This is a genomic window from Gilliamella sp. CG22 (assembly GCF_046635725.1).
GTDB lineage: Bacteria > Pseudomonadota > Gammaproteobacteria > Enterobacterales > Orbaceae > Gilliamella > Gilliamella apicola_I.
Window position 1 is genome coordinate 153,587 of sequence record NZ_JBIDFK010000005.1, and the last position, 26,633, is coordinate 180,219.

Annotated in this window: 26 protein-coding genes; 9 read left to right on the plus strand and 17 right to left on the minus strand. The window is 36.3% G+C overall.

Annotated elements, in window-relative coordinates; translation table 11 throughout:
• Window positions 1-50: 50 nt before the first annotated feature.
• Window positions 51-1,688, minus strand: a complete 1,638-nt coding sequence (gene pgm, locus ACGH46_RS06490) for a phosphoglucomutase (alpha-D-glucose-1,6-bisphosphate-dependent) (protein ID WP_267380681.1) — start codon at window positions 1,686-1,688, stop codon at window positions 51-53.
• A 79-nt stretch (window positions 1,689-1,767) separates the two neighbouring features.
• Window positions 1,768-2,277, minus strand: coding sequence for a hypothetical protein (locus ACGH46_RS06495; RefSeq protein ID WP_065559380.1), 510 nt, complete (start codon window positions 2,275-2,277; stop codon window positions 1,768-1,770).
• 392 nt (window positions 2,278-2,669) lie between these two features.
• Between ACGH46_RS06495 and ACGH46_RS06500 the strand changes: the two genes are divergently transcribed.
• Both ACGH46_RS06500 and gloA read left to right on the plus strand, forming a co-directional pair.
• Window positions 2,670-3,164, plus strand: coding sequence for a glycine zipper 2TM domain-containing protein (locus tag ACGH46_RS06500; RefSeq protein WP_267352550.1), 495 nt, complete (start codon window positions 2,670-2,672; stop codon window positions 3,162-3,164).
• Window positions 3,165-3,419: 255 nt separating this feature from the next.
• Complete coding sequence (gene gloA, locus ACGH46_RS06505; RefSeq protein WP_411596817.1) at window positions 3,420-3,827, plus strand: lactoylglutathione lyase; 408 nt, start codon at window positions 3,420-3,422, stop codon at window positions 3,825-3,827.
• 92 nt (window positions 3,828-3,919) lie between these two features.
• On the opposite strand, the gene gmk is transcribed toward gloA, so the two are convergent.
• Window positions 3,920-4,570 (minus strand): guanylate kinase, encoded by a 651-nt coding sequence (gmk, locus tag ACGH46_RS06510; RefSeq protein ID WP_411590214.1) that lies wholly within the window; start codon window positions 4,568-4,570, stop codon window positions 3,920-3,922.
• Window positions 4,571-4,871: 301 nt separating this feature from the next.
• On the opposite strand from gmk, the gene ACGH46_RS06515 reads away from it, so the two are divergent.
• Both ACGH46_RS06515 and ACGH46_RS06520 read left to right on the plus strand, forming a co-directional pair.
• The gene (locus tag ACGH46_RS06515) at window positions 4,872-5,567 is read left to right on the plus strand and encodes an AzlC family ABC transporter permease (RefSeq protein ID WP_411604854.1); all 696 of its coding nucleotides are present in this window, start codon (window positions 4,872-4,874) and stop codon (window positions 5,565-5,567) included.
• Window positions 5,564-5,884 carry an AzlD domain-containing protein gene (locus tag ACGH46_RS06520; protein WP_267352554.1) on the plus strand — a complete coding sequence of 107 codons (321 nt, stop codon included), beginning with the start codon at window positions 5,564-5,566 and terminating at the stop codon, window positions 5,882-5,884. Before ACGH46_RS06515 ends, ACGH46_RS06520 begins: the two co-directional genes overlap by 4 nt.
• A gap of 46 nt (window positions 5,885-5,930) precedes the next feature.
• Here ACGH46_RS06520 and ACGH46_RS06525 read toward each other — a convergent pair whose 3' ends face one another.
• The 8 genes from ACGH46_RS06525 to ACGH46_RS06560 form a co-directional block, all read right to left on the minus strand.
• The gene (locus tag ACGH46_RS06525; RefSeq protein WP_065559387.1) at window positions 5,931-6,830 is read right to left on the minus strand and encodes a heme biosynthesis HemY N-terminal domain-containing protein; all 900 of its coding nucleotides are present in this window, start codon (window positions 6,828-6,830) and stop codon (window positions 5,931-5,933) included.
• Between the two features lie 10 nt (window positions 6,831-6,840).
• Window positions 6,841-8,283, minus strand: coding sequence for a uroporphyrinogen-III C-methyltransferase (locus ACGH46_RS06530; protein WP_411604856.1), 1,443 nt, complete (start codon window positions 8,281-8,283; stop codon window positions 6,841-6,843).
• Window positions 8,284-8,290: 7 nt separating this feature from the next.
• On the minus strand, window positions 8,291-9,040 hold the full coding sequence (locus ACGH46_RS06535; protein WP_267360290.1) for a uroporphyrinogen-III synthase: 750 nt from the start codon (window positions 9,038-9,040) through the stop codon (window positions 8,291-8,293).
• Window positions 9,037-9,957, minus strand: coding sequence for a hydroxymethylbilane synthase (gene hemC / locus ACGH46_RS06540; RefSeq protein ID WP_411604859.1), 921 nt, complete (start codon window positions 9,955-9,957; stop codon window positions 9,037-9,039). Before hemC ends, ACGH46_RS06535 begins: the two co-directional genes overlap by 4 nt.
• Window positions 9,958-10,132: 175 nt before the next feature.
• Window positions 10,133-11,500, minus strand: coding sequence for an adenylosuccinate lyase (gene purB, locus ACGH46_RS06545; RefSeq protein ID WP_411604862.1), 1,368 nt, complete (start codon window positions 11,498-11,500; stop codon window positions 10,133-10,135).
• Between the two features lie 40 nt (window positions 11,501-11,540).
• Window positions 11,541-12,194, minus strand: a complete 654-nt coding sequence (gene hflD / locus ACGH46_RS06550) for a high frequency lysogenization protein HflD (protein ID WP_411604864.1) — start codon at window positions 12,192-12,194, stop codon at window positions 11,541-11,543.
• Entirely contained in the window at window positions 12,184-13,314 is a 1,131-nt protein-coding gene (gene mnmA / locus ACGH46_RS06555; RefSeq protein WP_324123835.1) for a tRNA 2-thiouridine(34) synthase MnmA, read from the minus strand. The genes hflD and mnmA overlap by 11 nt, the downstream gene beginning before the upstream one ends.
• A 281-nt stretch (window positions 13,315-13,595) precedes the next feature.
• Window positions 13,596-14,291 carry a helix-turn-helix transcriptional regulator gene (locus ACGH46_RS06560; RefSeq protein ID WP_267352562.1) on the minus strand — a complete coding sequence of 232 codons (696 nt, stop codon included), beginning with the start codon at window positions 14,289-14,291 and terminating at the stop codon, window positions 13,596-13,598.
• 152 nt (window positions 14,292-14,443) lie between these two features.
• On the opposite strand from ACGH46_RS06560, the gene ACGH46_RS06565 reads away from it, so the two are divergent.
• Window positions 14,444-14,683, plus strand: coding sequence for a transcriptional regulator (locus tag ACGH46_RS06565; protein ID WP_267352563.1), 240 nt, complete (start codon window positions 14,444-14,446; stop codon window positions 14,681-14,683).
• Between the two features lie 68 nt (window positions 14,684-14,751).
• Here the strand turns inward: ACGH46_RS06565 and tpiA are convergent, their stop codons facing one another.
• Entirely contained in the window at window positions 14,752-15,516 is a 765-nt protein-coding gene (tpiA, locus tag ACGH46_RS06570; protein ID WP_267380670.1) for a triose-phosphate isomerase, read from the minus strand.
• Between the two features lie 100 nt (window positions 15,517-15,616).
• On the opposite strand from tpiA, the gene zapB reads away from it, so the two are divergent.
• From zapB to ACGH46_RS06590, 4 genes are all read left to right on the plus strand, one after another.
• Window positions 15,617-15,862, plus strand: a complete 246-nt coding sequence (zapB, locus tag ACGH46_RS06575; protein ID WP_267352565.1) for a cell division protein ZapB — start codon at window positions 15,617-15,619, stop codon at window positions 15,860-15,862.
• Between the two features lie 75 nt (window positions 15,863-15,937).
• Window positions 15,938-17,242 carry a DUF2868 domain-containing protein gene (locus ACGH46_RS06580; RefSeq protein ID WP_411604867.1) on the plus strand — a complete coding sequence of 435 codons (1,305 nt, stop codon included), beginning with the start codon at window positions 15,938-15,940 and terminating at the stop codon, window positions 17,240-17,242.
• A 1-nt stretch (window position 17,243) separates the two neighbouring features.
• Window positions 17,244-18,602, plus strand: a complete 1,359-nt coding sequence (locus tag ACGH46_RS06585) for a GTPase/DUF3482 domain-containing protein (protein ID WP_267380666.1) — start codon at window positions 17,244-17,246, stop codon at window positions 18,600-18,602.
• Window positions 18,550-19,083 carry a C40 family peptidase gene (locus tag ACGH46_RS06590; RefSeq protein WP_081299181.1) on the plus strand — a complete coding sequence of 178 codons (534 nt, stop codon included), beginning with the start codon at window positions 18,550-18,552 and terminating at the stop codon, window positions 19,081-19,083. The genes ACGH46_RS06585 and ACGH46_RS06590 overlap by 53 nt, the downstream gene beginning before the upstream one ends.
• Before the next feature lie 79 nt (window positions 19,084-19,162).
• Here the strand turns inward: ACGH46_RS06590 and ACGH46_RS06595 are convergent, their stop codons facing one another.
• From ACGH46_RS06595 to ACGH46_RS06615, 5 genes are all read right to left on the minus strand, one after another.
• Window positions 19,163-20,350 (minus strand): pyridoxal phosphate-dependent aminotransferase, encoded by a 1,188-nt coding sequence (locus ACGH46_RS06595; protein ID WP_411604870.1) that lies wholly within the window; start codon window positions 20,348-20,350, stop codon window positions 19,163-19,165.
• 279 nt (window positions 20,351-20,629) lie between these two features.
• Window positions 20,630-24,172, minus strand: a complete 3,543-nt coding sequence (gene nifJ, locus ACGH46_RS06600; RefSeq protein WP_411604873.1) for a pyruvate:ferredoxin (flavodoxin) oxidoreductase — start codon at window positions 24,170-24,172, stop codon at window positions 20,630-20,632.
• Window positions 24,173-24,504: 332 nt separating this feature from the next.
• The gene (gene purM, locus ACGH46_RS06605) at window positions 24,505-25,542 is read right to left on the minus strand and encodes a phosphoribosylformylglycinamidine cyclo-ligase (RefSeq protein WP_411604876.1); all 1,038 of its coding nucleotides are present in this window, start codon (window positions 25,540-25,542) and stop codon (window positions 24,505-24,507) included.
• A gap of 99 nt (window positions 25,543-25,641) precedes the next feature.
• Entirely contained in the window at window positions 25,642-26,052 is a 411-nt protein-coding gene (ruvX, locus tag ACGH46_RS06610) for a Holliday junction resolvase RuvX (protein ID WP_267352571.1), read from the minus strand.
• 3 nt (window positions 26,053-26,055) lie between these two features.
• Window positions 26,056-26,613: a YqgE/AlgH family protein gene (locus tag ACGH46_RS06615; RefSeq protein WP_267380659.1), complete on the minus strand. Its 558-nt coding sequence runs from the start codon at window positions 26,611-26,613 to the stop codon at window positions 26,056-26,058.
• Window positions 26,614-26,633: the final 20 nt, after the last annotated feature.

Consider the following 26,633-nt stretch of genomic DNA (forward strand, 5'->3'; position numbering starts at 1 on the left):
TCGTACATTCATAATTAAAAGCCGACATAACGTCGGCTTTTTTGTTTCAATTACTTAATGGCATTAGCAACAATTTGTTGTGCTTCTTCTTGAAGTAAAGCTAAATGCTGATTGCTGATAAAACTTTCCGCATAAATTTTATACGCATCTTCAGTGCCAGAAGGTCGGGCTGCAAACCAGCCATTTTCAGTGATAACTTTCAATCCACCAATTGGGGCATGATTAGCTGGCGCAGAGGTTAAACATTGGGTAATTTTTTCACCCGCAAGGTGATCGGTTGTCAGTTGGCTTGCATCAAGTTTGGCTAGTTTTTGTTTTTCAGCAAATGATGCGGATGCCTGGATTCTGCCATAATAAGAAACGCCAAATTTATCCTCAAGTTGTTGATATTGTTCTTGAGGGTTTTTGCCTATTTTGGCGGTCATTTCTGCTGCCAGTAGACATAAAATAATCCCATCTTTATCGGTTGACCAAACTTTACCATTCGTTCGTAAAAATGATGCGCCAGCACTTTCTTCACCGGCAAAACCTAATTGCCCATCATAAAGTCCTTGGGCATACCATTTAAAACCGACAGGGTATTCTAAAAATTTTCGGTTTAGGCTGTTTGCAACGCGATCTATCATTGAACTTGTCACCACTGTTTTGCCAATGGCAACATCTTTATGCCACTCTGGACGGTGCTGAAATAAATAATTTACACAAGCTGAAAGATAAGCGTTTGGGTTCATTAATCCTTTTGGCGTAACGATCCCATGGCGATCAAAATCGGTGTCATTACCGAATGCTAGATCAAACTTATCTTTTAAATTTAACAAACCATCCATTGCCCAGCGGCTGGAACAATCCATTCTGATCACTTCGTCGTGATCTAAATGCATAAAACTAAAGGTAGGATCAATTTTGTTATTTACAATATCAAGATTCAGACCATACTTTTCAGCAATTCGGGGCCAATAGGTAATACCTGCGCCACCTAATGGATCAACGCCTATTTTAAGCGATGAAGATTTAATCAATGCAAGATCAACAATGTTTTCCAGATCGTTAATATAATCAGTCTCATATTCTTTGGTATGAATAAATTGTGAATGAGTGGCTTTGTCTAATGAGACCCTTTTCACACCGTCTAATTGCTGTTTAAGGAGTTCATTTGCTCGATGTTCGATTTGTTTAGTGATGTCAGTATCAGCAGGGCCACCATTTGTTGGATTATATTTAATTCCACCATCTTCTGGGGGATTATGGGAAGGAGTAATGACAATACCATCAGCAAGCTGTGATTTTTTATCTTGATTATACGTTAAAATTGCATGTGAAATAACTGGAGTAGGGGTATATCCCCAATCATGTGCAATAACAACAGTCTGTTCGTTAGCAACGAACACTTCAAGCACTGATTTGAGCGCTAATTCAGATAAAGCATGCGTATCTTGACCAATAAAACAAGGACCAGTGATACCATGGGATTTACGGTATTCGGCAATAGCTTGAGCGATAGCGAGTATATGGGCTTCATTGAATGTGCCTTTATTTGAACTACCTCGATGTCCTGAAGTGCCGAAAATCACCAATTGGCTAATATTATCGGTATCGGGTTTAATTCGAAAATAGTTATCTTGTAAGGTTTCCACATTGATTAGATCAGAAGGTTTAGCTAATAATCCCGCTCGGCTATGGTTTGCCATTTTTCGCTCCTCTACATAATTTTTAATCATTTGATAATGGTTACAGCGCTTTTCTGATTAATATGTGACTACAGAAATTTTATTTCACTGATGTTGAAAACACATCTTTAATTTGGTTAATCGTATTTTCTGAAATCCCCATGTCGCTCATGATTGATTCAATGATATAAATTTTTCTTGCCGTATTGGTATTACTGATTACCCAATAAGGTGTGCCAATAATTTCACGAGGTTTAGTATTTTTACCCGAAATCTCTAAAGATTTTTTATCTTTAGCTAGATATTGGCGTTTACTACCATGAAGCGATGTCGCCGCAATGGCAAAAAGTGCTGGATTATAGTTATAAAGCGCAGCGAGTAATAATAAAAAACGACTGATAATCGATTTTTCATTCGTAAAGGTATCGCTGGTTAACAAATCATTGAACATCGAGTAATGACTTTCTAAATGAACTTTGGCGTTTGAGTTAACAGGATCCGCTTCTATTTTTAACAAACGTCGCAATATACTTGATGCATCTTCACCAATGTGTTTTGTTTGCCCTGCAATAAATTTATATAATTCGTCGTCAATTTCGATAGTTTTCATTATGTTAATTATGCCTATTAGATTATCTTACTGGACACCCTTGTACAGCAATATTGTCAATTTTATGTAAGTTTTTTGTTACGCTATTATTTAAACAATCATTATGAACCTCATCTTGCGGCTTAATGTTTGTTATTACGTCATTTTTTTGTTGTTGATATGAATTATGACAGGCCGATATCATAACTGATAATAATAATTGAAAAAATAACCGTTTCATATACTTATTGTATGTCATATAAACTATTAACTTGAGTATACTCCAACTTAAATGTAAATTGTATTATCTATTGATAAAATAATGAAAAAGATATTGTTGTTATTGTAAAAGAATATTATGCTTAATCTGACAAAAAAAGTATAACTTCAATAATATATATGGGGAATCAAATATGAAAAAAATTGTTTTAACAAGTATCATAGTTGCTATCCTTTCGGGATGTAGTAATAGTGATATCTATTCTGGCGATGTTTATACAACCGATCAAGCAAAACAAGTTCAACAAGTAAGTTATGGCACTGTTGTTTCAGTAAGACCAGTTAAAATTCAAACAAATGCATCTAATGGACGAAGTGAAAATGTGGTAGGTTCATTAGGTGGTGCCGTGATTGGTGGTGTACTTGGTAACACCATTGGTGATGGAGCCGGTAGAGCTTTAGCCGTTGCAACAGGTGCGATTGGTGGTGCGTTAATTGGTAACACAATCGAGGATAAAGCAAGCCAATCAAATGCGGTTGAATTAGAAATTAAGCAAGCAAATGGTGCAAATATTGTGATTGTGCAAAAAGGCACAACCAAAGAGTTTTATGTTGGTCAACAAGTTAGATTAGTGAGTAATGGAAGGCAGATAAGTGCTTCTCCTCGTTATACTACTTCAACACAATAGTTGTCATTAAAAGTTACTAACCCATTTATTATTAGTTTACATTCCAAGACTTTTGTTTATACCTTGTATAAATAAAAGTCTTTCTATCTATTTTATATGAAAGCGATTTCATACTCTACTTCATCTAAACTACTAAACGTTTTATCACTCGGTTGATAATGTTTTGCCTGCTATGACATCAAAAAAATTTGCGTCACTAAATATGAACATATAAACTCAATATTAATCTCACTAATAAAAAGGAATATTTTAGCAATGCGCATTTTACATACGATGATACGTGTAGGAGACTTACAACGTTCTATTGATTTTTATACTCAAGTTATGGGAATGAAAGTATTAAGAACAAGTGAAAATACAGAATACAAATATTCGTTAGCTTTCGTCGGTTATGATGATGAATCTGTCAGTTCCGTTATTGAGCTAACGTATAACTGGGGAACGCAAGAGTATGACCATGGTAATGCATTTGGTCATATTGCTATTGGTGTTGATGATGTCGCCAAAATGTGTGAAGACGTTAAACTTGCTGGTGGTAACGTAACCCGTGAAGCTGGTCCCGTGAAAGGTGGAACGACCATTATTGCCTTTGTTGAAGATCCCGACGGTTATAAGATAGAACTTATTCAGAATGATCAGGCTGAACAAGGACTAGGTAATTAACGCTAACGCTTTTATATATCGCCGATAACATCGGCGATATGTGTATTAAATAAGTATCAAATGATTAGTACTCAACTATATCAGCATGATTATTAATTATTGTGCGTTAAAAGTTTTGTGAAGAATGATTGATGAATGACTTCTTGTTTATCACGCTCTAAACTTGCTGCAATAATGATAGAATTAAGGGCGTTTAATGAAGTGTTAAAATCATCATTAATAATCACATAGTCATATTCATGATAATGTGAAATTTCAGCTTGTGCTTTTGCCATTCTTTTACGAATAACTTGTTCGGTATCTTGTCCTCGCTTAATAAGACGATGTTCAAGTTCTGCTAACGAGGGCGGTAAGATAAAAATACTTTTGGATTGTGGCATTTTTTCTCTAACTTGCTGTGCACCTTGCCAATCAATATCTAAAAATACGTTAACTCCTTGTAATAAGCTTTGCTCAATTTCTGCTTTCGAAGTACCATAATAGTGATCAAATACGTTTGCATATTCGACAAATGCCTGCTGACTAATCAATGACTCAAAATGGTCATGATCCACAAAATAATAATCTTCACCATGTTCTTCGCCTGGTCTTGGCGCTCGGGTGGTATGCGAAATTGAAACTTTTGCCGGATACTGATTTTTTTGCTCTAAATAAGCCCGAATCAAACTTGACTTTCCTGCTCCACTCGGAGCCGAAATAATAAAAAGTGTACCCGTATACTGGTTTGATATGTTATTTTTCATATAAAATCGATTTTGATTATCTTAAAAAACAATTTAAAGGATTATAACAAATTTACAGGCGGAGTGGTGCATAGTCGAACTATTTATCTTAATAATTACTATTAACCCGATCAAACTACATTACTGAGTGTAATTACGTTAATGTGATCCTTGTTAAAATAAGTGAATATTTTGCCTAGACTGAAAACGCAGAACAAACTGGTCAATCATTTCATTTAAAATAAATTTTAAGATTAATCATTTATTGTTTGACAGTACCGTGTTAATAATTATGATGAAGTTTTTATCAAGAGAATGCGTTATGTCACTCACATTTAAAGATGGTGTTTATGCTTGTATTCCAACGTTACTAGGCTACGTTGGTATAGGTATTGCTGCTGGTGTTGTAGGAAAATCGGCAAATTTAACGATTTTAGAAGTAACTCTACTTGCTGTGATTGTTTATGCTGGAGCGGCTCAATTTATCATAGCTGGGTTAATGTTAGTTGCTACACCCATTACAGCCATAATTTTCACTGTTTTTCTGGTTAATTCCCGCCATTTTTTAATGAGCATGGCAACTGCGCCTTCTTTTCGCCGTTTTTCATTACTGGATAATATTGGTATTGGTAGTTTGCTCACAGATGAGAGTTTTGCAGTGGCCATGAATGCAATTGCCAATCATAAACCTGTCAACGCCGTATGGATGCATGGACTGAATGTCACGGCTTATGTTGCTTGGATATTATCCTGCTTAATAGGTGCTTTAATCGGTGAGTGGTTACCCGATCCCACTATGTTTGGTCTGGATTATGCTTTAGTGGCTATGTTTATCGGTTTACTTTATTTACAGTTGATAGGTGACAAAACAAAAAATATGTATAACAAGATTCTTGTTATGCTCACTGTTTCAGTACTGCTGATCATCTTAATGCGATTTGTATCCCCTGAAATGGCAATATTAATTAGCACATTTGCTGGATGTTTTATGGGAATAGCGATGGAGCGTAAAGTATGACTACTTATAGTTTACTCATCATTATAGGATGTGGATTGGTAACATGGTTACCTCGAATTATTCCTTTTATACTTGTTAGAAAGTTACATTTGCCTGATATTGTGATTCGATTTTTATCGTATGTTCCACTTTGTATCTTAACGGCACTTTTTGTACAAAACCTATTTATTGCAAAACAGGGGCATTTTCCTGATTTCAAGATCGAATACTGTTTAGCTAGTCTTCCCACTATTTTGGTGGCTTTATTGACGAAAAATCTGATGTGCATTGTTGTGACAGGGATGTGCTTTATGGCGTTGATTCGATATTTTTTATAATACAAAATATTTTATACCTAAAAAAACAGGGCTTGTTGCCCTGTTTTTATGTTCTTTCTTGATCTTTAATTTTAGCCACTGATTCCAGCAATTTATCTGCTTCGACAGTTTGGCCAAGTTGTTTAAGGTAGTTAGCCATTGCTTTTTGATACGCAGTATTATTAAGTATTGCTTTTGGCTGTGATTTCCACCATTTAATTAATGCGAGCGGATCATTATCGGTTGATAACTGTTTGATTCGAGCAATATAAGCAGCTTGTTTAAACTGATCTAATTGAGAATCACTATATGTTTTTACTTTATACATAATAGGTAATAAATCAATAACAGCTTGATAATTACCCATTTCATAATAAAGTTGATCTGCAAGCCTTAATACTTCGGCATTACGTGGCTTTTCATTTAACAAACTTTCAATAATAGTATGAGCATTATCATATTCATGATTCTTAAGCTGTAAGCGAACTTGAACCAATTGGAAAGCAAATTTTTCGCTAGGTTGGCAAGTCGCTGCGGCTGCTTCGAGCATTTGGTTAGCTTGAATCAACTGATCATTATCAATATTCGCTTGTGCCGCTAATAAATAAGATAATGTTGTATTGGTTGCACCCTTAGCACTTTTCATGAAAAGTTTAGCTGCTTGTTGGTAGTTACCTTCAAGTAATAAAAATTGTGCTTGTTCAATTAATTTTTTTGCTTTATGCGGCGATTTTAAACGAAGCCAATTACCGAAAGCTGTTTTAGAATTGAAGATTTTTTTAAATAATCGATCAATCAAATAAAGACAAAAAAGCGCCAACAATAATAAAATAACAAAAGAATTGAAGGACATGCTAATTTTATAATTGGCGATGATAAATACAGCTGAACCTTGATTGAATTGCAATAAAGGCCCTAAAAAGAATCCCCCAACTAATGCTAAGAAAATAACTAATATTTTAATCATTATTATTCTCCTATTTAGCCAACATAGAACGAACACGAGTTTGCATTAACTTCTCAAGTTCACTTAAGCTAGCTAATCTGTCAGGAACACTTTTATTACTAATTGTTTGATTTTGCAAATTATCAAGATCACTTAGGAAGGCTTTAACACTTGGCGAATTATTATCAAAATAGGCATTAACCCAAACAGCAACATCATTAAGCGAACGCTGATAAATCAACTCTTGATGTCGAGGTACAGCTTGTGCGGCTATTAACAGACGGAAACGAATATTTTCACGAAGATACAGTGATTGTTCTAAATTTAGTGGGGTACTTAAAATATGGCATCTAACGATCTGCTTTTCATCTTTTCCTGCTTGTGACAAACATGTCGCAAAGTTATTATCATTTTTATCCAATTTTTCGATGGTAATAAATTTTTGCATAAAAGAATCAATGTTTGCCCATAAATTATGCGACCAATCAGAAATTGACGAAGTGACCACATTGTCGGAACTTTTAGTTGGGTCAATTTTATTTTCTGAATCAGCATCTGAAGATGCGCTGTGAGAATCATCAACTGGCAAAGCATCATTATACTGCGTTAAGCCAAGATCAATATCATTATAATTCTCAACCAAAGGAAGATCGGTCAACGAATCTGAAAGACTAATTAAATTCAAAACAATACCGTCAGAATCGATAAAACTCAATTCAGAAAGCGAACTGATATCTTTATTAATGGCTTGTCTGGCAGGCAATAAACTGGGGTCATTTGTTTGTGCTAAACTTTCATCTGCATTTCTTAACAACAAACGGGCAGTGGTATAATCTTGATCACTCCAGATTTTTCGAGCGGCTAAATGGACTAAATAGTTAGCTTGCGATATCAGCCAAACATTATTATCAGTGCTCGACATTGCTGATAATCGTTCGTTAAAGTTATGAAGATTTTGTTCATTTAACCTAATTGTGTCATTAATTTGATTGGTTAACTGTTTTTGTAACTTTTGTTGCTCATTTAACTGATTAGTAACACGCTCTTCAAGCGAAGAAAACTGCTGGTTTTGTTTGGTTACTGCATCATTAATATTACTTTCTAAATCCTTAACAATACTCTGCTTGGTAGTTTGTTTTAAATTGGCTATTTTCATTTCGAGCATTGAAATAGTGCTATTTTGTTTTTCAAGTTGTTCATGGCCGTGATAAAAAACAAAGCCACCTAAGCCTAAAGTTAAAGCAATAGCTACAAGCGATAGTTTTGAAATGGGTGTTTTATTGACATTATTTTTGCTGGATGAAGAAGTCGATTTTTTTTCTGTTGTTAGACTTGAATTTGTCGTTATCGTATTTTTTTCTTCTTTCATAATATTGTTCACTTGTGTTAGTGCATCGGTTGTAAAAGGTTTGCTAAATGAGGTGGTACTAATCGTTGAACTGGTTGCATTAGCTCCATAAAATCGAATCGGCATAAAAACCTCATTTAGATGATTTTATATAATTGATATTATTATGACATAGACTTATCATTGTTTTAAATAAAATTTGATTATTTGCGCTTTTGGCTAAAACAATATTTTGCCAGTTTAGGCGCTTAGCTTCCTCAAAAATTCTTAGACTGGTCACCACTAAACAAGCTTGTTTTTTATGTTCTGTTTGGCAATACAACTCAAGTTGATGTAAATGTTCAATACTGGTAATGATAACGAGCTGATGCTCAATGGAATTACTCAGTATGTCCAACGGATAGGATATAGCATGACGAGAATAACACTCTACCAGTTTGACTTGGGCTTGTTTGGCACTTAATGTATCGGCAATTAGCTGTCTTCCTGAATCACCGCGTAAAATTAAAACTCTTCGGTTTTTCACCATATCAGCATCAAATAAGGCAAGTAATCCTTCACTATTTTCTTGTTTTGGAAAACTTACCGATTTATGGACTAATTGACGAATCAGTTCCGCCGTTTTATTTCCTATGGCAAAATACTGTAAATGTTTAGGAAAATTAAGATGCGGATTAAATGTGGTAATAACATTTGCGACTTGTGGCGACACTGCAATAACAATATCATTTGGTAACAACTGGTTTAAATTATATTGTAAATTCAGCAGATCCTTACCTGCTGAAATCCTAAATAAAGGAAGATGGGTAGCCTGTAAATTGGCTTGATTTAATAATTTAGTCAATGCTTCACCTTGCGGTGAAGGACGGGTGACGAAAATCATTCGCTATTCAATTCCTCTAAAATTGCTTTAGCACCAAGCATTAACAATTCATTAGCGACATCTCGTCCTAACTGTTCTGCTTGAGTAATGCTACCGGACAAAGGGACTTTGATTATTGTAGAACCATCTGTTTTGCCAACTAAACCCTTTAAAAATAGCTTGTCATCCAAAATTTGGCTATAACAAGCAATAGGAACTTGGCAACCACCTTGCAATTGTTGATTCATTGCTCTTTCAGCTTGTATGCAAATTCGACTATGTTGGTCATCTAAAGGGGCCAGTAAAGCTAAAATTTGCTTATCATTAGCACGTGTTTCAATACCAATTGCCCCTTGACCGACAGCAGGTAAGATTACATCAGTATCAATATATTGTTTAATACGGTCTTGCAATGATAAACGTTTTAATCCTACAGCGGCTAAAATAATTGCATCATATTCTTGATTGTCTAATTTTGCTAAACGGGTACCAATGTTGCCTCGCAAATCTTTAATATACAAATGTGGGTAAAGCGCACGTAATTGACATTGTCGTCGTAAACTTGAAGTACCAACCACTGCACCAGAAGGTAACTGTGATAAATTTTCGTAGCGATTTGAAATAAATGCATCTCGGACATCATCCCGTTTGCAGATTGTTGCAAGTGTGAGTCCATCGGGAAAATGCACGGGAATATCTTTTATAGAATGCACTGCAATATCAGCTTCATTATTTAAAATGGCTTCTTCCAATTGTTTAACAAATAATCCTTTGCCACCTATTTTTGATAATGGGCTATCAAGTAATATATCACCTTTTGTCACCATAGGGATAAGCTCTACAGACAAATCAGGGTGAATGGCTAATAGCTGCTGTTTAACATAGTTAGCTTGCCAAAGAGCTAAAGGGCTTTTCCTTGTTGCAATGCGGATTTTCAATGGATGTTCCTATAAATACTTTTAATGTTATTTTATTATTGATGTCTTAAAGGTGAATAAGAATAACCGTTTGTTATTTAATCACAAATTGACATCATTCAATCATGTATTGTGATTCAATATAATCTGAAACATTATTCAATGATGTTTCAGATTATTAACCAACAAAAGATAATCAAAGTTTATCAATAAACGTTGATGCGTAACCAATATAGTTGGCTGGTGTTAACTGTTTCAAACGTGATTTTTCATTTTCTGGTAAATCTAACGAATCAATAAACTGCTTCATTCCTTCGGCATCGACACGTTTTCCTCGCGTCAATTCTTTTAGTTTCTCGTAAGGCTTTTCAATACCATAACGTCGCATCACTGTTTGAATGGGTTCAGCTAAGACTTCCCAGTTACGATTGAGCTCATCCAACAAGTACTCTTGATTCACTTCAAGTTTGCTTAATCCTTTTAAGGTTGATTGATAAGCAATGATTGCATAACCAATACCTACACCAAGATTACGTAAAACGGTTGAATCTGTTAAATCACGTTGAAAACGGGAAATTGGCAATTTGCTACCTAAATGATTAATAATGGCATTAGCTATGCCAAGGTTGCCTTCAGAGTTTTCAAAATCGATTGGATTGACTTTGTGTGGCATGGTTGACGATCCGATTTCGCCAGCTACCGTTTTTTGTTTAAAGTGATTTAGTGAAATATAACCCCAAATATCACGATTAAAGTCGATCATAATGGTATTAAACCGAGCAACACAATCAAAAAACTCGGCAATATAATCATGCGGTTCGATTTGAGTTGTAAATGGATTCCATTGTAAACCCAAAGAACAGACAAACTCTTCACTAAATTGATGCCAGTCAATATGAGGATAAGCCACAATATGCGCATTATAGTTACCGGTAGCCCCATTGATTTTACCCAGTATTTCTACCGATTGTAGCTGTTTTAATTGGCGCTGTAAGCGATAAGCAACATTAGCAAATTCTTTACCAATCGTTGATGGAGTAGCTGGTTGACCATGAGTTCTGGAAAGTAAAGGTAAATCACGATACGCTTTAGCCTGATCAGTAATTTTATCAATTACTTTTTTCCAATACGGGATTAAAACACTTTCTTTCGCCGTTTTTAACATTAAAGCATATGATAAATTATTGATATCTTCGGATGTACATGCAAAATGAATAAACTCATTGACGGCATGCAACTCTTCATTCGTTTTCACTTTTTCTTTAAGAAAATACTCAACCGCTTTAACATCGTGATTGGTTGTTTTTTCGATCGCTTTAATACGTTTAGCATCATCTTCGTTAAACTGTTCAACAATTTGATTAAGATGCGCCAAGGCTGATTGGCTGAGTGCAGGCACTTCAATAATTTCGGGGTGTGAAGCTAATTTTTGTAACCAACGAACTTCGACTTGTACACGGTATTTTAATAAACCATATTCGCTAAAAATAGTACGTAATTCTGTCGTTTTATCTCCATATCGACCATCAATAGGCGAAAGGGCGGTAAGTGCAGATAATTCCATCGGGATAACTCCGTTACGATGTTAAAATAGTAATAAAAAATTAAAGTGAATTTGCTTTTTCAATTTCTTGCAAAAGCGCCTGAGCCGTTTTTATTAAGCGTTTTCGTTGAAAAAATAGCTGTAAACGGCTTCCTCCTACTTGGTACCATAAAATAGCAGAACGAATACAACCCAACAACGACGTTCTCACCTTTGCTTGAACTAAAGAATTTTGTAAATACTCAATTTTACCCATCACTTTAATTTTAGTGGTTAATGGGCTAATAATATCGGAATAAATACCGGCTAACGAATAAGACAGATCATCTACATGTGAACTAATCGTTTCTTCATTCATGATAGGATACAATCCCGAAATACGCGTTAAACGCTGGTCAATATTATTTAATGCATCATTATTTTTTATTAATCTATTGGTAATACTTAATGTTCTTAACAGATAGCGAACAACATCCAGTTGTTCTTTTTGCCCTGATGAAAACAGATAAACTAATGTTTGTAAACCCGTTTTAATATTCTGAATACCACCATACACTTCTTCGGTAGTTTGTGGTGAGGTAATAAAAAGGCTATGTATAGTTTGCTCATAAAGTGTTGAGCTACAGACCCCAGTATTGGCTAACTGGGGAACTAAAACAGAACTTTGTATCACACCGGCAAGGGCAATAGTAGTATGGTAATACTTATTCGTCACTCGAACTCTCCTTACTTCGAATAATACGTTCCTCAATAATGCCGCCACCTAGACACACTTCGTCTTGATAAAACACAGCAGATTGTCCAGGAGTGACTGCCGCTACAGGGTTAGCAAAAATCACTTCGATTTTGTCTTCTGATATTGGATTGACCTGGCATTGAATATCTTGTTGACGATAACGCGTTTTCACCGTACAAGTAAAAGGTTTAGTCACAGCTTTTCTATCAACCCAATGTAGTTGTTGTGCAATCAGACCATCTGAAAATAGCGCAGGGTGATCATGACCTTGAGCAACAATAAGTTCATTATTTTTAATATCTTTATCCACAACATACCATGGGGTATCATCGGCTTGCTTTAATCCACCAATTCCCAGCCCTTTACGTTGTCCTAAAGTATGATACATAAGCCCTTGATGTTTACCGATAACCTGTCCGTCCACCGTACGAATTGCGCCAGCTTGAGCCGGTAAATATCGAGCTAAAAAGTCACTAAACTTTCGTTCGCCAATAAAGCAAATTCCTGTAGAGTCTTTTTTAGATGCAGTAGCTAATCCTAGCTGCTCAGCGATTTTACGAACTTGCGGTTTTTCAAGTTCCCCAACAGGGAACAGACTTTGTCTAACTTGGTCTTCGCTTAACGTATATAAAAAATAACTTTGGTCTTTATTATTATCTACCCCTCGCAATAATTCGACTTTATCGCCAGTGGTACGTTTACGAACATAATGACCAGTTGCAATATAATCGGCACCAAGATCTTGCGCTGCATACTCTAAAAATGCTTTAAATTTGATTTCTTTATTACATAAAATATCGGGATTAGGGGTTCGCCCTGCTTTATATTCTGATAAAAAATGTTCAAATACGTTATCCCAATATTCGGCTGCAAAATTAATAGTATAAAGTTTAATATTGAGTTTATCACAAACAGCTTGAGCATCGGCTAAGTCAACAGCCGCTGAACAGTATTCATCTGTGTCGTCTTCTTCCCAGTTCTTCATAAATAAACCAACAACTTGATAACCTTGTTGCTGAAGTAAATATGCAGAAACAGAAGAATCAACGCCACCAGACATACCGACGACAACTTTTGGGGAAGTATTCATATTTGGCATAATAACTAACATTGTCTATAAAAAAATAATGGCTAATTTTAGCATAAATGACCCCAAAAGCATAAATTTATGCCAATAAGAATTCTGATTGAGAACATTTTTTTTACTGGAACATAGACGGATACTTAAACATTTTTACGTTTTTTTACTCAGTAATCTTTCTAAAATCTAAAGAAAAAAAACGAGTGCCTAAATTTCTTAATAAGTGGTTCTATCAACATTAATCAACAAAACCACATATTTTATATGCCATAAAAAAATACAATCAATACACAATATTGTTAATAAAGATCCTTTAACAGATAAACGACATGACCAATAATTTTAAAATCTTGAGGTTCATTTTTGTCTACAGTTATAGACGGATATTTTTGATTATCACAGAGCAAAGCAATGTTAGAACCCTGATTTTGGATGCGTTTAATACTTATCTGATCATCATATTGCACGGCATAAAGATATCCATCAATCGGTTTGCTATGTGCAGTATTTATAATCAAAATATCATGATTGGATATCGTCGGCTCCATGCTATCACCTTTAGCCCAAACCGCTCGCAAGTCATCATTATCAAAAAGTTGATGTTTAATCAATGTGATATCAAACGGTATTGCCTCGATTTGTAAAAGTGACTTATTATTACCGAATTCATTTAATTTATAAAAAGGGATATAGACAAAACCACGACGTTCAGTATCGGGAAGTAACCGACACTCACCTTTACCTGTTGCTAACCACTCAATAGGGATATCACATTTTTGTGCGATAATTGCTAATCTATTAAGAGAAGGGTAAGTTTTACCAGATAAATAGTCACGAATAACGGCTTCAGACATTCCCACTTTTTTGGCAAAGGCATTACCCGATAAACTCTCTAAAACTAAGGTAAGTCGATGCTTAAAATCGATAACACCTGTTTCCTTAAGAATTCGTGTTTTTTCTTGATCTTCAGTTGTTTTTATGTTGCTTTCTTTCATTTTTATAATCCATTTTGCGTTATTTTTTATTTTTCTTGTTTTAATTCGTTTTTTTATGTGTTATTCTTTTGCTTGGAATTTACACCATGCTAGTGTTGTATACCGATAATCTTTTGGATAGCAATAAAAATAAACTTATAGAGGATCTCATAATGAGCGAACAAGATCAAGACTGGACTCCATCAAGAGTAGTAGGCGAAATTAAAATTAGAGGTGGAAATTTAAGAGGTCTATCTCGTGCGAGTGGCTTGCAAGCTGATACTCTACGAAACGCACTTTATCGTCATTGTCCTAAGTATGAACATATTATTTCAGAATATTTAAAAGTTCCTGCTGAAAAAATTTGGCCTTCTCGATATAACTCAAAATCAAATAAAGTTAAATATAAATAAATTATTTAAGTTTCTATTGAAAGACGCCAATCTGGCGTCTTTTATCTTATTGTTAAGTTTTAAAAAAATTAATTCTTTGCTTTTTCCGCTGCTTTAACAATAGCTGCAAATGCATCTGCTTTTAATGATGCGCCACCCACTAATGCACCATCAATATCTGGTTGAGTAAATAACTCAGCGGCATTTTTATCATTGACCGAACCACCGTATTGAATAATGACTTGATCAGCTACTTTTGCATCTTGTTTTGCAATATGGTCACGAATAAATTTATGAACAGCTTGAGCTTGTGCAGGCGTCGCTGATTTGCCTGTACCAATTGCCCATACAGGTTCATAAGCAATAACTGCACCATTGAAAGCTTGAACACCTAATGCATTAATTACCGCATCAATCTGACGAGCACAAACAGTTTGAGTTTGACCCGCTTCGTTTTCGGCTTCGGTTTCACCAATACAAAGTACAGGAACTAAACCTGCTTCTTTAATGACTCCAAATTTTTTAGCGATAAATTCATCTGATTCTTTATGATAAGTACGACGTTCAGAATGACCAATAATAATATGCGTGACCCCAACTTCTTTTAGCATGTTGACAGATACTTCACCAGTATAAGCGCCAGATAAATTAATTCCGACATCTTGAGCGCCTAAAAGAATATTTGATCCACCTAATTGGTGTTTAACAAAATCTAAATAAACGACTGGTGGAGCGATCGCAACATCACATTCGACATCCGTAGATAGCTCATTTCTTAGTTCGGCAACTAAGTTTTTAGCCATTTCAATACTACCATTGAGTTTCCAGTTACCCATCACGAGAGGTTTACGCATAATTTTCTCCAACTTAAATTTTAAAAAGGTGTTGATTTTAGAATGAATTCGTTATAATAGTAGACATTATACACCAAGTAAATAAAGTCTGAGGAAAAATATGTCATTAGAAATATTGAATCAATTGGAAAATAAAATCCAACATACTGTGAATACTATCAGTACATTACAACAAGAGATTGCAACGTTAAAACAAGGAAATCAAGAATTAGAACAGTTGATTAATGACAGTTCAGACGAAATGAAAGCACTACGTGATGAAAACGAAAAATTAAAACAAGATCAACAAGTTTGGCAACAACGTATTCAAACTTTATTAAGTAAAATTGGTGAAATAGCACAGTAATATATTTAACTTACACAACGCGACTTAAGTCGCGTTTCTTTTATGCTTCATTAATCTCATTTTAAGATAAGTATAATGCGAGAAAAGTTAAAATCTTTATGGCTTGCTGAAACGATACGCTTGATTGAAAATGAATCAGGTCGATATGCCGATCAAGACATCAATCGAAAGGCAAGGGCTACACAATCATCATTATCCGATCGAATTATCCTACGAGCGGTGATGTTGTCTAAGCAAAATGGACTTTATACTGCACAAACGCTATTACTGCATGCGATAAAAATTTCTTTTGTTCTGCTCCTGTTTCTTTCCGTTTTTTTAGGCGTGACATTAGCGTTTAGCGCACTCAATCAAAACCCTGTTAATTTATACTGGGCACTTTTCAGCTTATTAGGCGTTCACCTGATCACCTTTTTAATCTGGGTTTGTTCCTTTTTTTTCTTTTCCAATATGGGTGGAAGTATTCTTATCCATTGTTGGTTATGGTTAGCTAAAAAGCTATCTCAAAAAAAGACCATACAAGAACTGATTCCTGCTTTTGTACAACTGTTTGGGGGTAAAATCCGCTGGCTAATTGGGTTTGTCCTTAATCTTTTTTGGACAATCATATTAAGCTTTGCCCTTGTTGTACTGGTGGTTTTGTTTTCGACACAACATTACAGTTTTGAATGGAAATCAACCCTACTAAACCCCGATGCAATTATACAACTGACCCATTATCTAGGGTTGTTACCTTCAACATTTGGGTTTTCAATTCCGCAAGATGAGATTATTCGATACAGCGAACGTGCACTTAATGCTAGCGAAGTTCGATCTGCGTGGGCGATTTGGTTACTTGGCGTGTTTATTGTTTACGGATTAGCAGTACGTTTTATTTGCATGATCATTTGCGGTATTAACTGGATAGTCAGTTGCCGTAAAGTAAAATTGAATTTAAATTTACCTGAATATCAAATTTTGGCTAATGATTTACAACCGATTTCAATCCACGTTGTGGATGAAGATACGCATAAACAAGATCTTAATATTGATTTAACCAAACATTTTATAAACAATGGCGAAGGAATTTTTTTAGTTGCGGTAGATATTCCTGAAAGCTGGACACCGCCAGCATCTGTTACCTTTTTAGGTTTTGTAAATACGCGTGAACAGCGCAAACAAATTTTAGATTATCTTCAAATAAACCCAGCTAAAAAATTATTAATCGCTATTGATACCGACCGATCACCCGATCGAGGAGTATTAAATTTACTTAGTCAATTAACTGAAAAATCGCAACAAAACCGTATTTGGTTCATCAATCAAGGTCACCAACTTAACAACTGGCAATCTTTACCGTTTGAGTTTGCTCAACCGTCATGGTTAAAAGAGGAACTGTAAAATGTTAACAACATTAAAATTAGCCGTTGTTGGTCATGCTAATGTTGGTAAAACCTCATTATTACGGACATTAATTCGCAATAGTCATTTTGGTGAGGTTTCGAATAAACCTGGCACAACAAGGCATGTCGAATCCATAAAAATAAAACTTGGCAATCAAAAATCGATTATTTTTTATGATACACCTGGTTTAGAAGATAGCTTGGCTTTATACGACTATATTAATCAACTTTTGCCTACCAATCATAAACTTGACGGCATTGATAAATTAACGATTTTTTTACAAAGCCCAGAAGCGGAAAACCAATTCAACCAAGAAGCAAAAGTTATAAAACAACTCCTAAATAGTGATGCAGCTATCTATGTTATTGATGTGAGAGAGCCTATACTACCTAAATTTCATGATGAATTAGCTATCTTAGCCAATAGTGATAAACCTATTTTAGCGGTGTTAAATTTTACTGCACAACAAAATCAGAATGAAAAAGAATGGAAAATGTTACTTTCACGAGTCGGGATACATGCTATCATAAGGTTCGACGCGATCGTGCCACCATTGGACGGTGAAGAAAGATTGTACAAAAGCCTTGCGCTTATGATAGAGCCAGCTAAAGCTATTTTAGATGAATGGCTAAATAAGATAACCGAATTACGAGACTCTCGCAACCAAAGCGCTAACTTAATTATTGCAGAAACACTGGTTGATGTGACTGCATTTTATCAAATGGCTAAAACAGATGATAAACAAGCCATAGTTGATATGCAAAATAAAGTAAGAAAGCGAGAACAAAAAGCAATTGATGAATTATTATCGCTTTATCAATTTGATGCTGAGCACGAAAGCGAACAAGGTTTACCCTTAATTAAAGGGCGCTACAAAGCGGATCTTTTTAATATTGATGCGTTAAAAAGCATGGGCGTTCATTTAACCAAAGGTTTTGTATCGGGAGCCACTATCGGTGCAAGCATCGACTTAGCAACCGGAGGATTGACCTTCGGATCTGCTGCGTTAATTGGTGGTGCTGTAGGTACGCTAATGCAAACGGCCAAACATTACGGATCTAGAATGCGCTACCAGCTATCTGGATACAGTAAATTAAGTGTTGACGATGCAATTATCTGTTTTCTTTCATTGCGATTAATTCGTCTTAAAGAAAATTTGAATAATCGTAGTCATGCAAATACCGACCCGATTCAATTGTCTAATTTGGATAATAGCGAATGGGAAAAGGGTGTATTACCCAAAAGTCTAAAAGTTGCAAGACGTTATTCACAATGGTCAAACTTAAACAAGGGAACCAAAAGATATGACAAAAAAAGGCAATCAACGATACGTGACGTTGCTAAGCAGTTGTTTTAGTCTAAGGAAACGTTGTTTTATTCTCACGTTAATTTTATCTATGTTTATGCTATTTGGCTGTAGCAGTAGTCGGGGACAAGTGACCTCAAATACGCTAAGATCAGAAACGGCTATGTTAGCTAAAATAGAATCCCATTACAAAAAATGGCAAGGTACGCCATACCGTTATGGTGGAACAACCCTAGCCGGGAGCGATTGTTCAGCTTTAGTCATGAACTTCTTTAAAAATAAACTAGCTAAACGATTGCCAAGAAGTGCAGCTGAACAAGCTAAACTAGGTTACAAAGTGACGAAACCCAAAGCGGGAGATTTAGTCTTTTTCAAAACCGGTGGACGGGGTAGTGGATTACATGTCGGCATCTATTACACGGATGGAAAATTTTTACATGCCTCGACGTCGAAAGGTGTCATCTATTCCAATTTAAATGAGTCTTATTGGAAACAGCGCTATTGGATGGCAAGACGAATAAATGATATTTAAAAACGACTAAAATGCTCACTCATCACATCACATCATGACAAGTGAGCATGATACTATCAGCACAATCAGTAATTTCAACTTAAATCAAAGACTGACTTTTCAAATTTCGCATAACATTTGCAACATAAAGCATTTCACTTGGTGTCCCTAATGATATTCGACACCAATTTGTGGCAGGCTCAAAATCTCGACCTATTAAAATAAAATTTTGTTTCATGAGTTCTCGATATTTTTTTAAATCAATGGGGCTTTTATGAAACAAAAAGTTCGTTTCAGATTTAAGATAATGTAAACCTAAATCTGACAAAGTCTTTTCCATAATCGTCCGTGACACATCAACCGCTTTTTTAGAATAAGTTAGAAACTGGACATCATCCATTGACGCTAAAGCCGCACAGACACCGCAATAATTTAACTTTTCGCCTGCAACATACTGAGCAATATGACGAATATTATCCGCTGAACTCACCACATAACCGACACGTAGACCAGCCATAGCATGAATTTTTGAAAACGTTTTCAGTAAAACAATATTATCAAACCCCTTTGAAATTAAGTAATCAACCGACTTAAAAGCTGGATCATTGACGAATTCGGCATAGGCTTCATCGACAATAAATACCGTATTTTTGGGTTTACTTGTTAACCATGATTCTATTTCGCTATTGGCAAATACAGTCGAAGTAGGATTATTAGGGTTGACTAAATAAACGATTGAAGAGCCTTGATAATCCTCAACCGCTTTTTGTAAGCCTTTAATATCAATTTGCCAATCGGCTAAGCAAGGCACTTTGGTTACCTTTAATTTAAAGATTTTAGCAAAATGTTCGCCGTCACTATAAGTTAATTCCGGTATCACTAATTGTGTATCCGGTTTCACATAAGCTGCTAATGAACTTCGAATACCTTCAGATGATCCTGCCGTTAGCAAAATGTGATTATCGCTTACATGATGATATTGAGCCAATCGTCTATTTAACAGGGGCATTTCAGCTTTAGCATAACGGTTTGCTTTAGGAATCGCATCAATGGCTGCTTGTTTAGCTGCGCCTGACATACCAAGCGCATTTTCATTAAAGTTCAGTCTAACGGGATTGTTAAGGTTAGGTATCACAACGTTATCTTGTATGGGTAACGAATATGATACTGTTTTTTGTTGTTCTAGCGCATGTGCTTTAGCCAGTAATTGATTAACCGTCAAACCTGCAATTGCAGCGGAAGACAACATTAATAGTTTTCTACGGTTGATATTCAAATTTGCGACCATTTTTCACCTCTCGATTAATGATTTCTTTACAGGCTAATTAAACAGTGCAAAAAACATACCAAATATAATGATAATCATTAAAAGCGTATTGATACCCTAATTAGGGTCAACAATGGTCCATTTTGAAGATGATAACGATTAAATTGGTTAAAAAAACGCACTTAACTGGTGCTAGTTTGCACTAAAGCGCATCACGAATAAACAGCCATTGCGTATGTTGCATAACATACGCAATGGTCTTAATTAAGATGATATGATTCTAATCACAACAGTGATTGATTAGCTGTCTGCGGGCGTTTCGATATCAGAATACGTCGATAACATTTGCAAGAACTTAAATTTAGCGTTTACCATTTTGGTTGAACGTTCATGCAAGGTATTGGCAATCACCGGTTCTAACGTTTCTAAACGTCTAAAACGCTGCTCTTTCAATAAAATACTAGATAATAATTCACTATTTGGTGATTTAGAATCAAGCACCAGACCAGGTTTACCTTCTGCCGTACGTCGTGGATCATAACGATAAAGCGGCCAGAATCCTGATTTAACTAAATCTTTCATTTGTTCATGCGATTTTGCTAAATCATAACCATGCTCTTCGCAAGGACTATAAGCAATCACTAAAGAAGGGCCGTTATAGGCTTCGGCTTCTTGCAGGGCTTTTAACGTTTGATTAAGCTGTGCACCTAATGCAATTTGCGCAACATAAACATGCCCATACATCATCACACTCACGCCTAAATCTTTACGTGCTTTATGTTTACCTAAATCGGCAAATTTAGACACGGCTCCCATTGGCGTTGCTTTAGATTGCTGACCACCAGTATTAGAATAGCATTGTGTATCTAATACCAAAATATTAACGTTATCGGTCAAACTCATTACATGATCCAGTCCACCAAAACCAATATCATATGCCCAACCGTCCCCACCAATTGCCCAAACTGACTTATCGATTAAATAATCCGCATCTTGAATTAACTCTATTGCTTCAGGCGAGTCCAAATGAGCCAGTTGATCACGCAATAAAGCAACCTGCTTGCGTTTATCATCAATAGTAGAATCAAGGGACTGTAACGCAATGACAATTTCGGGCGAAATCTCACCCGCTACATGTTCAAGCAAACGTAACGCCCGTTTTTTATGTTGGTCATAAGTTATCCGATAACCTAAAGCAAACTCGGCATTGTCTTCAAATAACGAATTTGCCCAAGCAGGGCCACGACCGTAACGATCGGTAGTATAAGGGGTTGAAGGTAAATTACCGCCATAAATTGAAGAACAACCGGTTGCATTAGCTATGGCAAGATGATCACCATAAAGTTGCGTTAACAATTTAATGTAAGGGGTTTCACCACAGCCGGCACAAGCGCCCGAATACTCAAACAATGGTGTTAATAACTGCGATGTGCGGACATCAATACGTTCAAGTGATTTAATATCACGATCAGGCAAATCATTAAAGAACGCAAAATTGGCGCGTTGCGTTTCTAAATTATCAATGCGTGATTGCATATTAATCGCTTTAATATCAAAATTATTACGATCCCGAGACGGACACACCTCAACACACAAATTACAACCCGTACAATCTTCCGGCGCAACTTGTAAAACGTAGCGTTGACCTCGCATATCGCGGGCTTTTACCTCGAGCGAACTCAATGAATCGGGTGCGTTTGCCAAATCGTCAGGTAACACCACTTTAGCTCGAATTGCCGCATGTGGACACGCAACCGCACAATGATTACATTGGGTACAAAGGTCGGGTTGCCAAATTGGAATCGCTTCGGCAATGTTTCGTTTTTCCCATTTTGTGGTGCCCGTTGGCCAAGTGCCGTCGGGTGGAAAGGCAGATACTGGCAAGTTATCGCCTATACCGGCAAGCATTGATGCCGTCACTACTTTCACAAAGTCAGGCGCATTACTTGGTACTATAGAAGGGCGTGATGCGCTACTTTGATCGACACAACTTAACGGAATTTGCTCTAAAGAAGCAATCGCTAAATCAAGGGCTTTCCAGTTGTTTTCGACTAATTCTTGACCTTTGCTACTGTAACTTTTGGCTATCACTTCTTTAAGCTGTGTGATACTAAAATCATTTTTAAATATTTCAGAAAGATGAAAGAAAGCCGCTTGCATAACGGTATTAATACGGGCTCCTAAATTACATTCTCGGGCAATTTTAGCGGCATTAATAATATAAAAGTGTGCTCTTTTCTGGATTAATTGTACTTGAACTTCTTTCGGTAAACGATGCCAAACTTCGTCTTTACTATAAGGTGTATTAAGTAAAAAGATCCCGTCATCTTTTAGTTTTTCAACAATCTGGTATTTATCGATAAATTGATCTTGATGACAGCCAATAAAATGTGCGCTAGTGATTAAATAAGGAGAATCAATAGGCTCCAAACTTACTCGTAAATGCGAAGTCGTTAAGCCACCGGCCTTTTTAGAGTCATAAACAAAATAGCCCTGCACATAAAAAGGTGAGCTATCACCAATAATTTTAATATTATTTTTAGTCGCCGAAACCGTACCGTCACTACCCAAACCATAAAATAATGCTTCAAGCGCAGATTTTTGTGGAATAGATTGTTCGGGTAATTTCAATGACAATCCAGTTACATCATCATAAATCCCAACGGTAAAGCGTGGTTTTGGTTTTTCTGCTAACAGCTCGTTAAAGATAGCCAAGACACAGCGAGGATCAAACTCTTTCGATGACAAACCATAACGTCCACCAACAATGGTTGGTAAACAATGGCGTTCACCTTGGCTAAAGCTTTCCGCAAAAGCAGTCATAACATCTAAGTACAAAGGTTCGGCCTGGGCACCAGGTTCTTTTGTTCTATCTAAAACCGCTATATTTTTAACAGAATCCGGAATGACCGCTAACAAATGTTTTGCAGAAAAAGGGCGGAATAATCTAACAATCACCACACCGACTTTTTCATGATTATCAAGCAGATAATCGACAACTTCTTTAGAAGTACTCACGCCTGAGCCCATTATGACAATCACACGTTCGGCATCACTTGCCCCATAATATTCAAACGGTTGGTATTGTCTGCCTGTCTCTTTTTCAAATGCTTGCATAGCATCGACAACATGCTGATAAGTCTGATCATAATAAGAATTTACTGCTTCACGACATTGAAAATAGGTATCAGGATTAGCCGACGTGCCACGAATAACAGGATTATCGGGCGTCAAAGCACGGCTACGATAAGCTTTTATAGCATCATGCGGTAATAGGTTATGAATTTGTTTATCGCTTAAAGGATGAATTTTATTCACTTCATGAGATGTTCGAAAACCATCAAAAAAGTGGACAAAAGGCACACGACTATTCAATGTTGCCATTTGTGCAATTAGCGCAAAATCTTGGGCTTCTTGAACTGAACTTGAACACAGCATAGCAAAGCCCGTTTGTCTGATTGACATTACATCAGAATGATCACCAAAAATTGACAGCGCATGGGTGGCAACCGTACGAGCAGCGACATGTAAAACAAAAGGCGTTAATTCACCGGCTATCTTATATAACGAAGGGATCATTAACAACAAGCCTTGCGATGATGTAAACGACGTCGCTAATGCGCCCGTCATTAAAGAACCATGCACAGTTGAAATAGCACCAGCTTCGGACTGCATTTCAACTACTTTTGGAATATCGCCAAAGACATTAGGCTTATTAAATTCAGCCCAAGTGCTTGCTTGCTCAGCCATGGTTGAGCTTGGCGTAATAGGATAAATTGCTATGACTTCATTGGCACGATAAGCAACGGATGACACCGCACTATTAGCATCAGATATGATCATTAAAAAACCTTGTGTTTTATAGTGTTACGACATTACTTCATTATTATAAATTTAGACTATTGTATCAGAAACCAAGATAGCTTTGAGTTATTTTTGAATTAAAATTTTTTTGGACTTGAAATTAGTGTTCAATAATTGGATTAGGATTAACTAAATAAACCCAACCTTTTTTAAACATGATTGATGACTTTGTAGATATTAAAAAAGAATTGCATAGTTTCATTCATCTAATATGTGCTCGATAATGAACAAATGAAATGGTTTTGGCATTATTCATTGAATAGATTGTTACTATACAATTTATCTAAATTATATAGTAACAGATGTCTATTTTACTGAATAATGACTTGTTCATCCGATGTTGACTGTTTTATTTCACCCATTAACCACGCTTTTTCACCATGATTATTGAGTAACGTTAAGGCGTCATTAACACAATGTTGGGGTAAGACAATAATCAAACCTACACCGCAGTTAAAAGTACGGTACATTTCGTGCCGACTGACATGACCTGCTTGTTGTAGCCAATTAAATAGTGGTGGCCATTGCCAACTGCTTTCGTTAATGATTGCTTGCATATTGTCGGGTAGCACTCGTGGAATGTTTTCCCAGAATCCACCGCCTGTAATGTGCGCTATGGCATGTACATTGACATGTTCAATTAAATCAAGAATCGATTTGACGTAGATTTTGGTCGGTGCAAGCAGGTGATCAGCAAGTGGCATACCATTTAATTGTTCAGTTGCCGGATTTACCCCACTGACTTCAATAATTTTTCGAATTAATGAGTAGCCATTAGAGTGCGCCCCACTGGATGCTAACGCAATGATGGCATCACCGTCTTGTACTTGACTGCCGTCAATCATTTTTGATTTTTCAACGACACCCACACAGAATCCAGCTAGATCGTAATCATTATCCTGATACATGCCTGGCATTTCGGCCGTTTCGCCACCGACTAGTGCACAACCAGCTTGTTTACAACCTTGTGCTATTCCTGTCACTACCGTTGCTGCAATGTCAACATTGAGTTTTCCTGTTGCATAATAATCAAGAAAGAATAGGGGTTCAGCACCTTGAACAATAAGATCATTTACACACATGGCGACTAAATCAATGCCAATAGAGTCATGGCATTGTAAGTCCATTGCTAACCGTAATTTAGTCCCGACACCATCTGTACCCGACACTAGAATCGGTTGGTGATATTTTTGTGGGATTGCGCATAGTGCGCCAAATCCACCTAATCCGCCCATGACTTCAGGACGTTTAGTTTCTTTGACAACTGATTTAATACGGTTAACCAGTGCATTACCGGCGTCGATATCGACACCGGCATCTTTATAGCTAAGAGGTGTTTTATTTGACACGAGAAGCAGTCCTTAAATAAAAAAACTGCTGATTATTTTAGCAAGTATGTAAATGATTAGCGATGAATTATTTGTAAAATAAATAAAAGGTTAAAATAGTTAATGGTTTTCAAACCAACTTTCTAAAATAATAATTGCCGAAGTAGCATCAATATGACCTTTTTCAAGTGCACGGTAACCACGTGACGCAAAGATGTGCGATTTAGCTTCGACCGTCGATAATCGTTCATCCTGTAAATGAACTTGATAACCAAACATGCCATGTAAACGGTTAGCAAATTTTCGTGCTCTGGCTGTCAGTGGTTGTTCGCTACCGTCCATGTTGAGAGGTAACCCAACCACTAAGTAATCAGGTTTCCACTCTTTAAGTACCTTTTCAATAGTTTGCCAATTAGGAATGCCGTCTCGTGCTTTGAACGAACAAAGTGGATTGGCTGTTTTGGTGATGTCTTGTCCAATCGCCGCACCAATACTTGAGGTTCCAAAATCAAATGCAATAATGGTTGCCATTGTTTATGCATTTCCCATTTGATGCGATATGCGATTGATATTAATCCCTAGCGATTCGGCGGCTTTTTGCCAGCGTTCTTCAATGGCAACATTAAAAATAATATTGGGATCGGCTTCTGCCACTAACCAATCGTTGCGGGCAACTTCTGATTCAAGTTGCAGTGATTGCCAACTTGAATAACCTAATGCAAGAAAAAGATCTTTCGGTTGTTCAGGTGTCCCAATCGATTTTAATGCATCAAGTGATGTGGTTATCATCACGTCATCAGATATTTGAATGCTCGATGAAAAGCCCGATTGTGGAGTATGTAAAATAAATCCTTGTTCATCCGCTAAAGGGCCACCACAAAATACAGGGTATTCTAGTTCAGCACAGTTTTTTGGTGCCATAATTTCAAGACGAGTCAATACGGTGGCAACATTGAGTTCAACAAGAGGTTTGTTAATGATGATACCCATTGCTCCATCTCGATTATGTTCACAAATATATACCACCGATCGGCTAAACAAGGTTTCGGATACGTTTGGCATTGCAATGATAAAATAATTTTTTAGATTCATATGCTCACATTTTAGTTTTA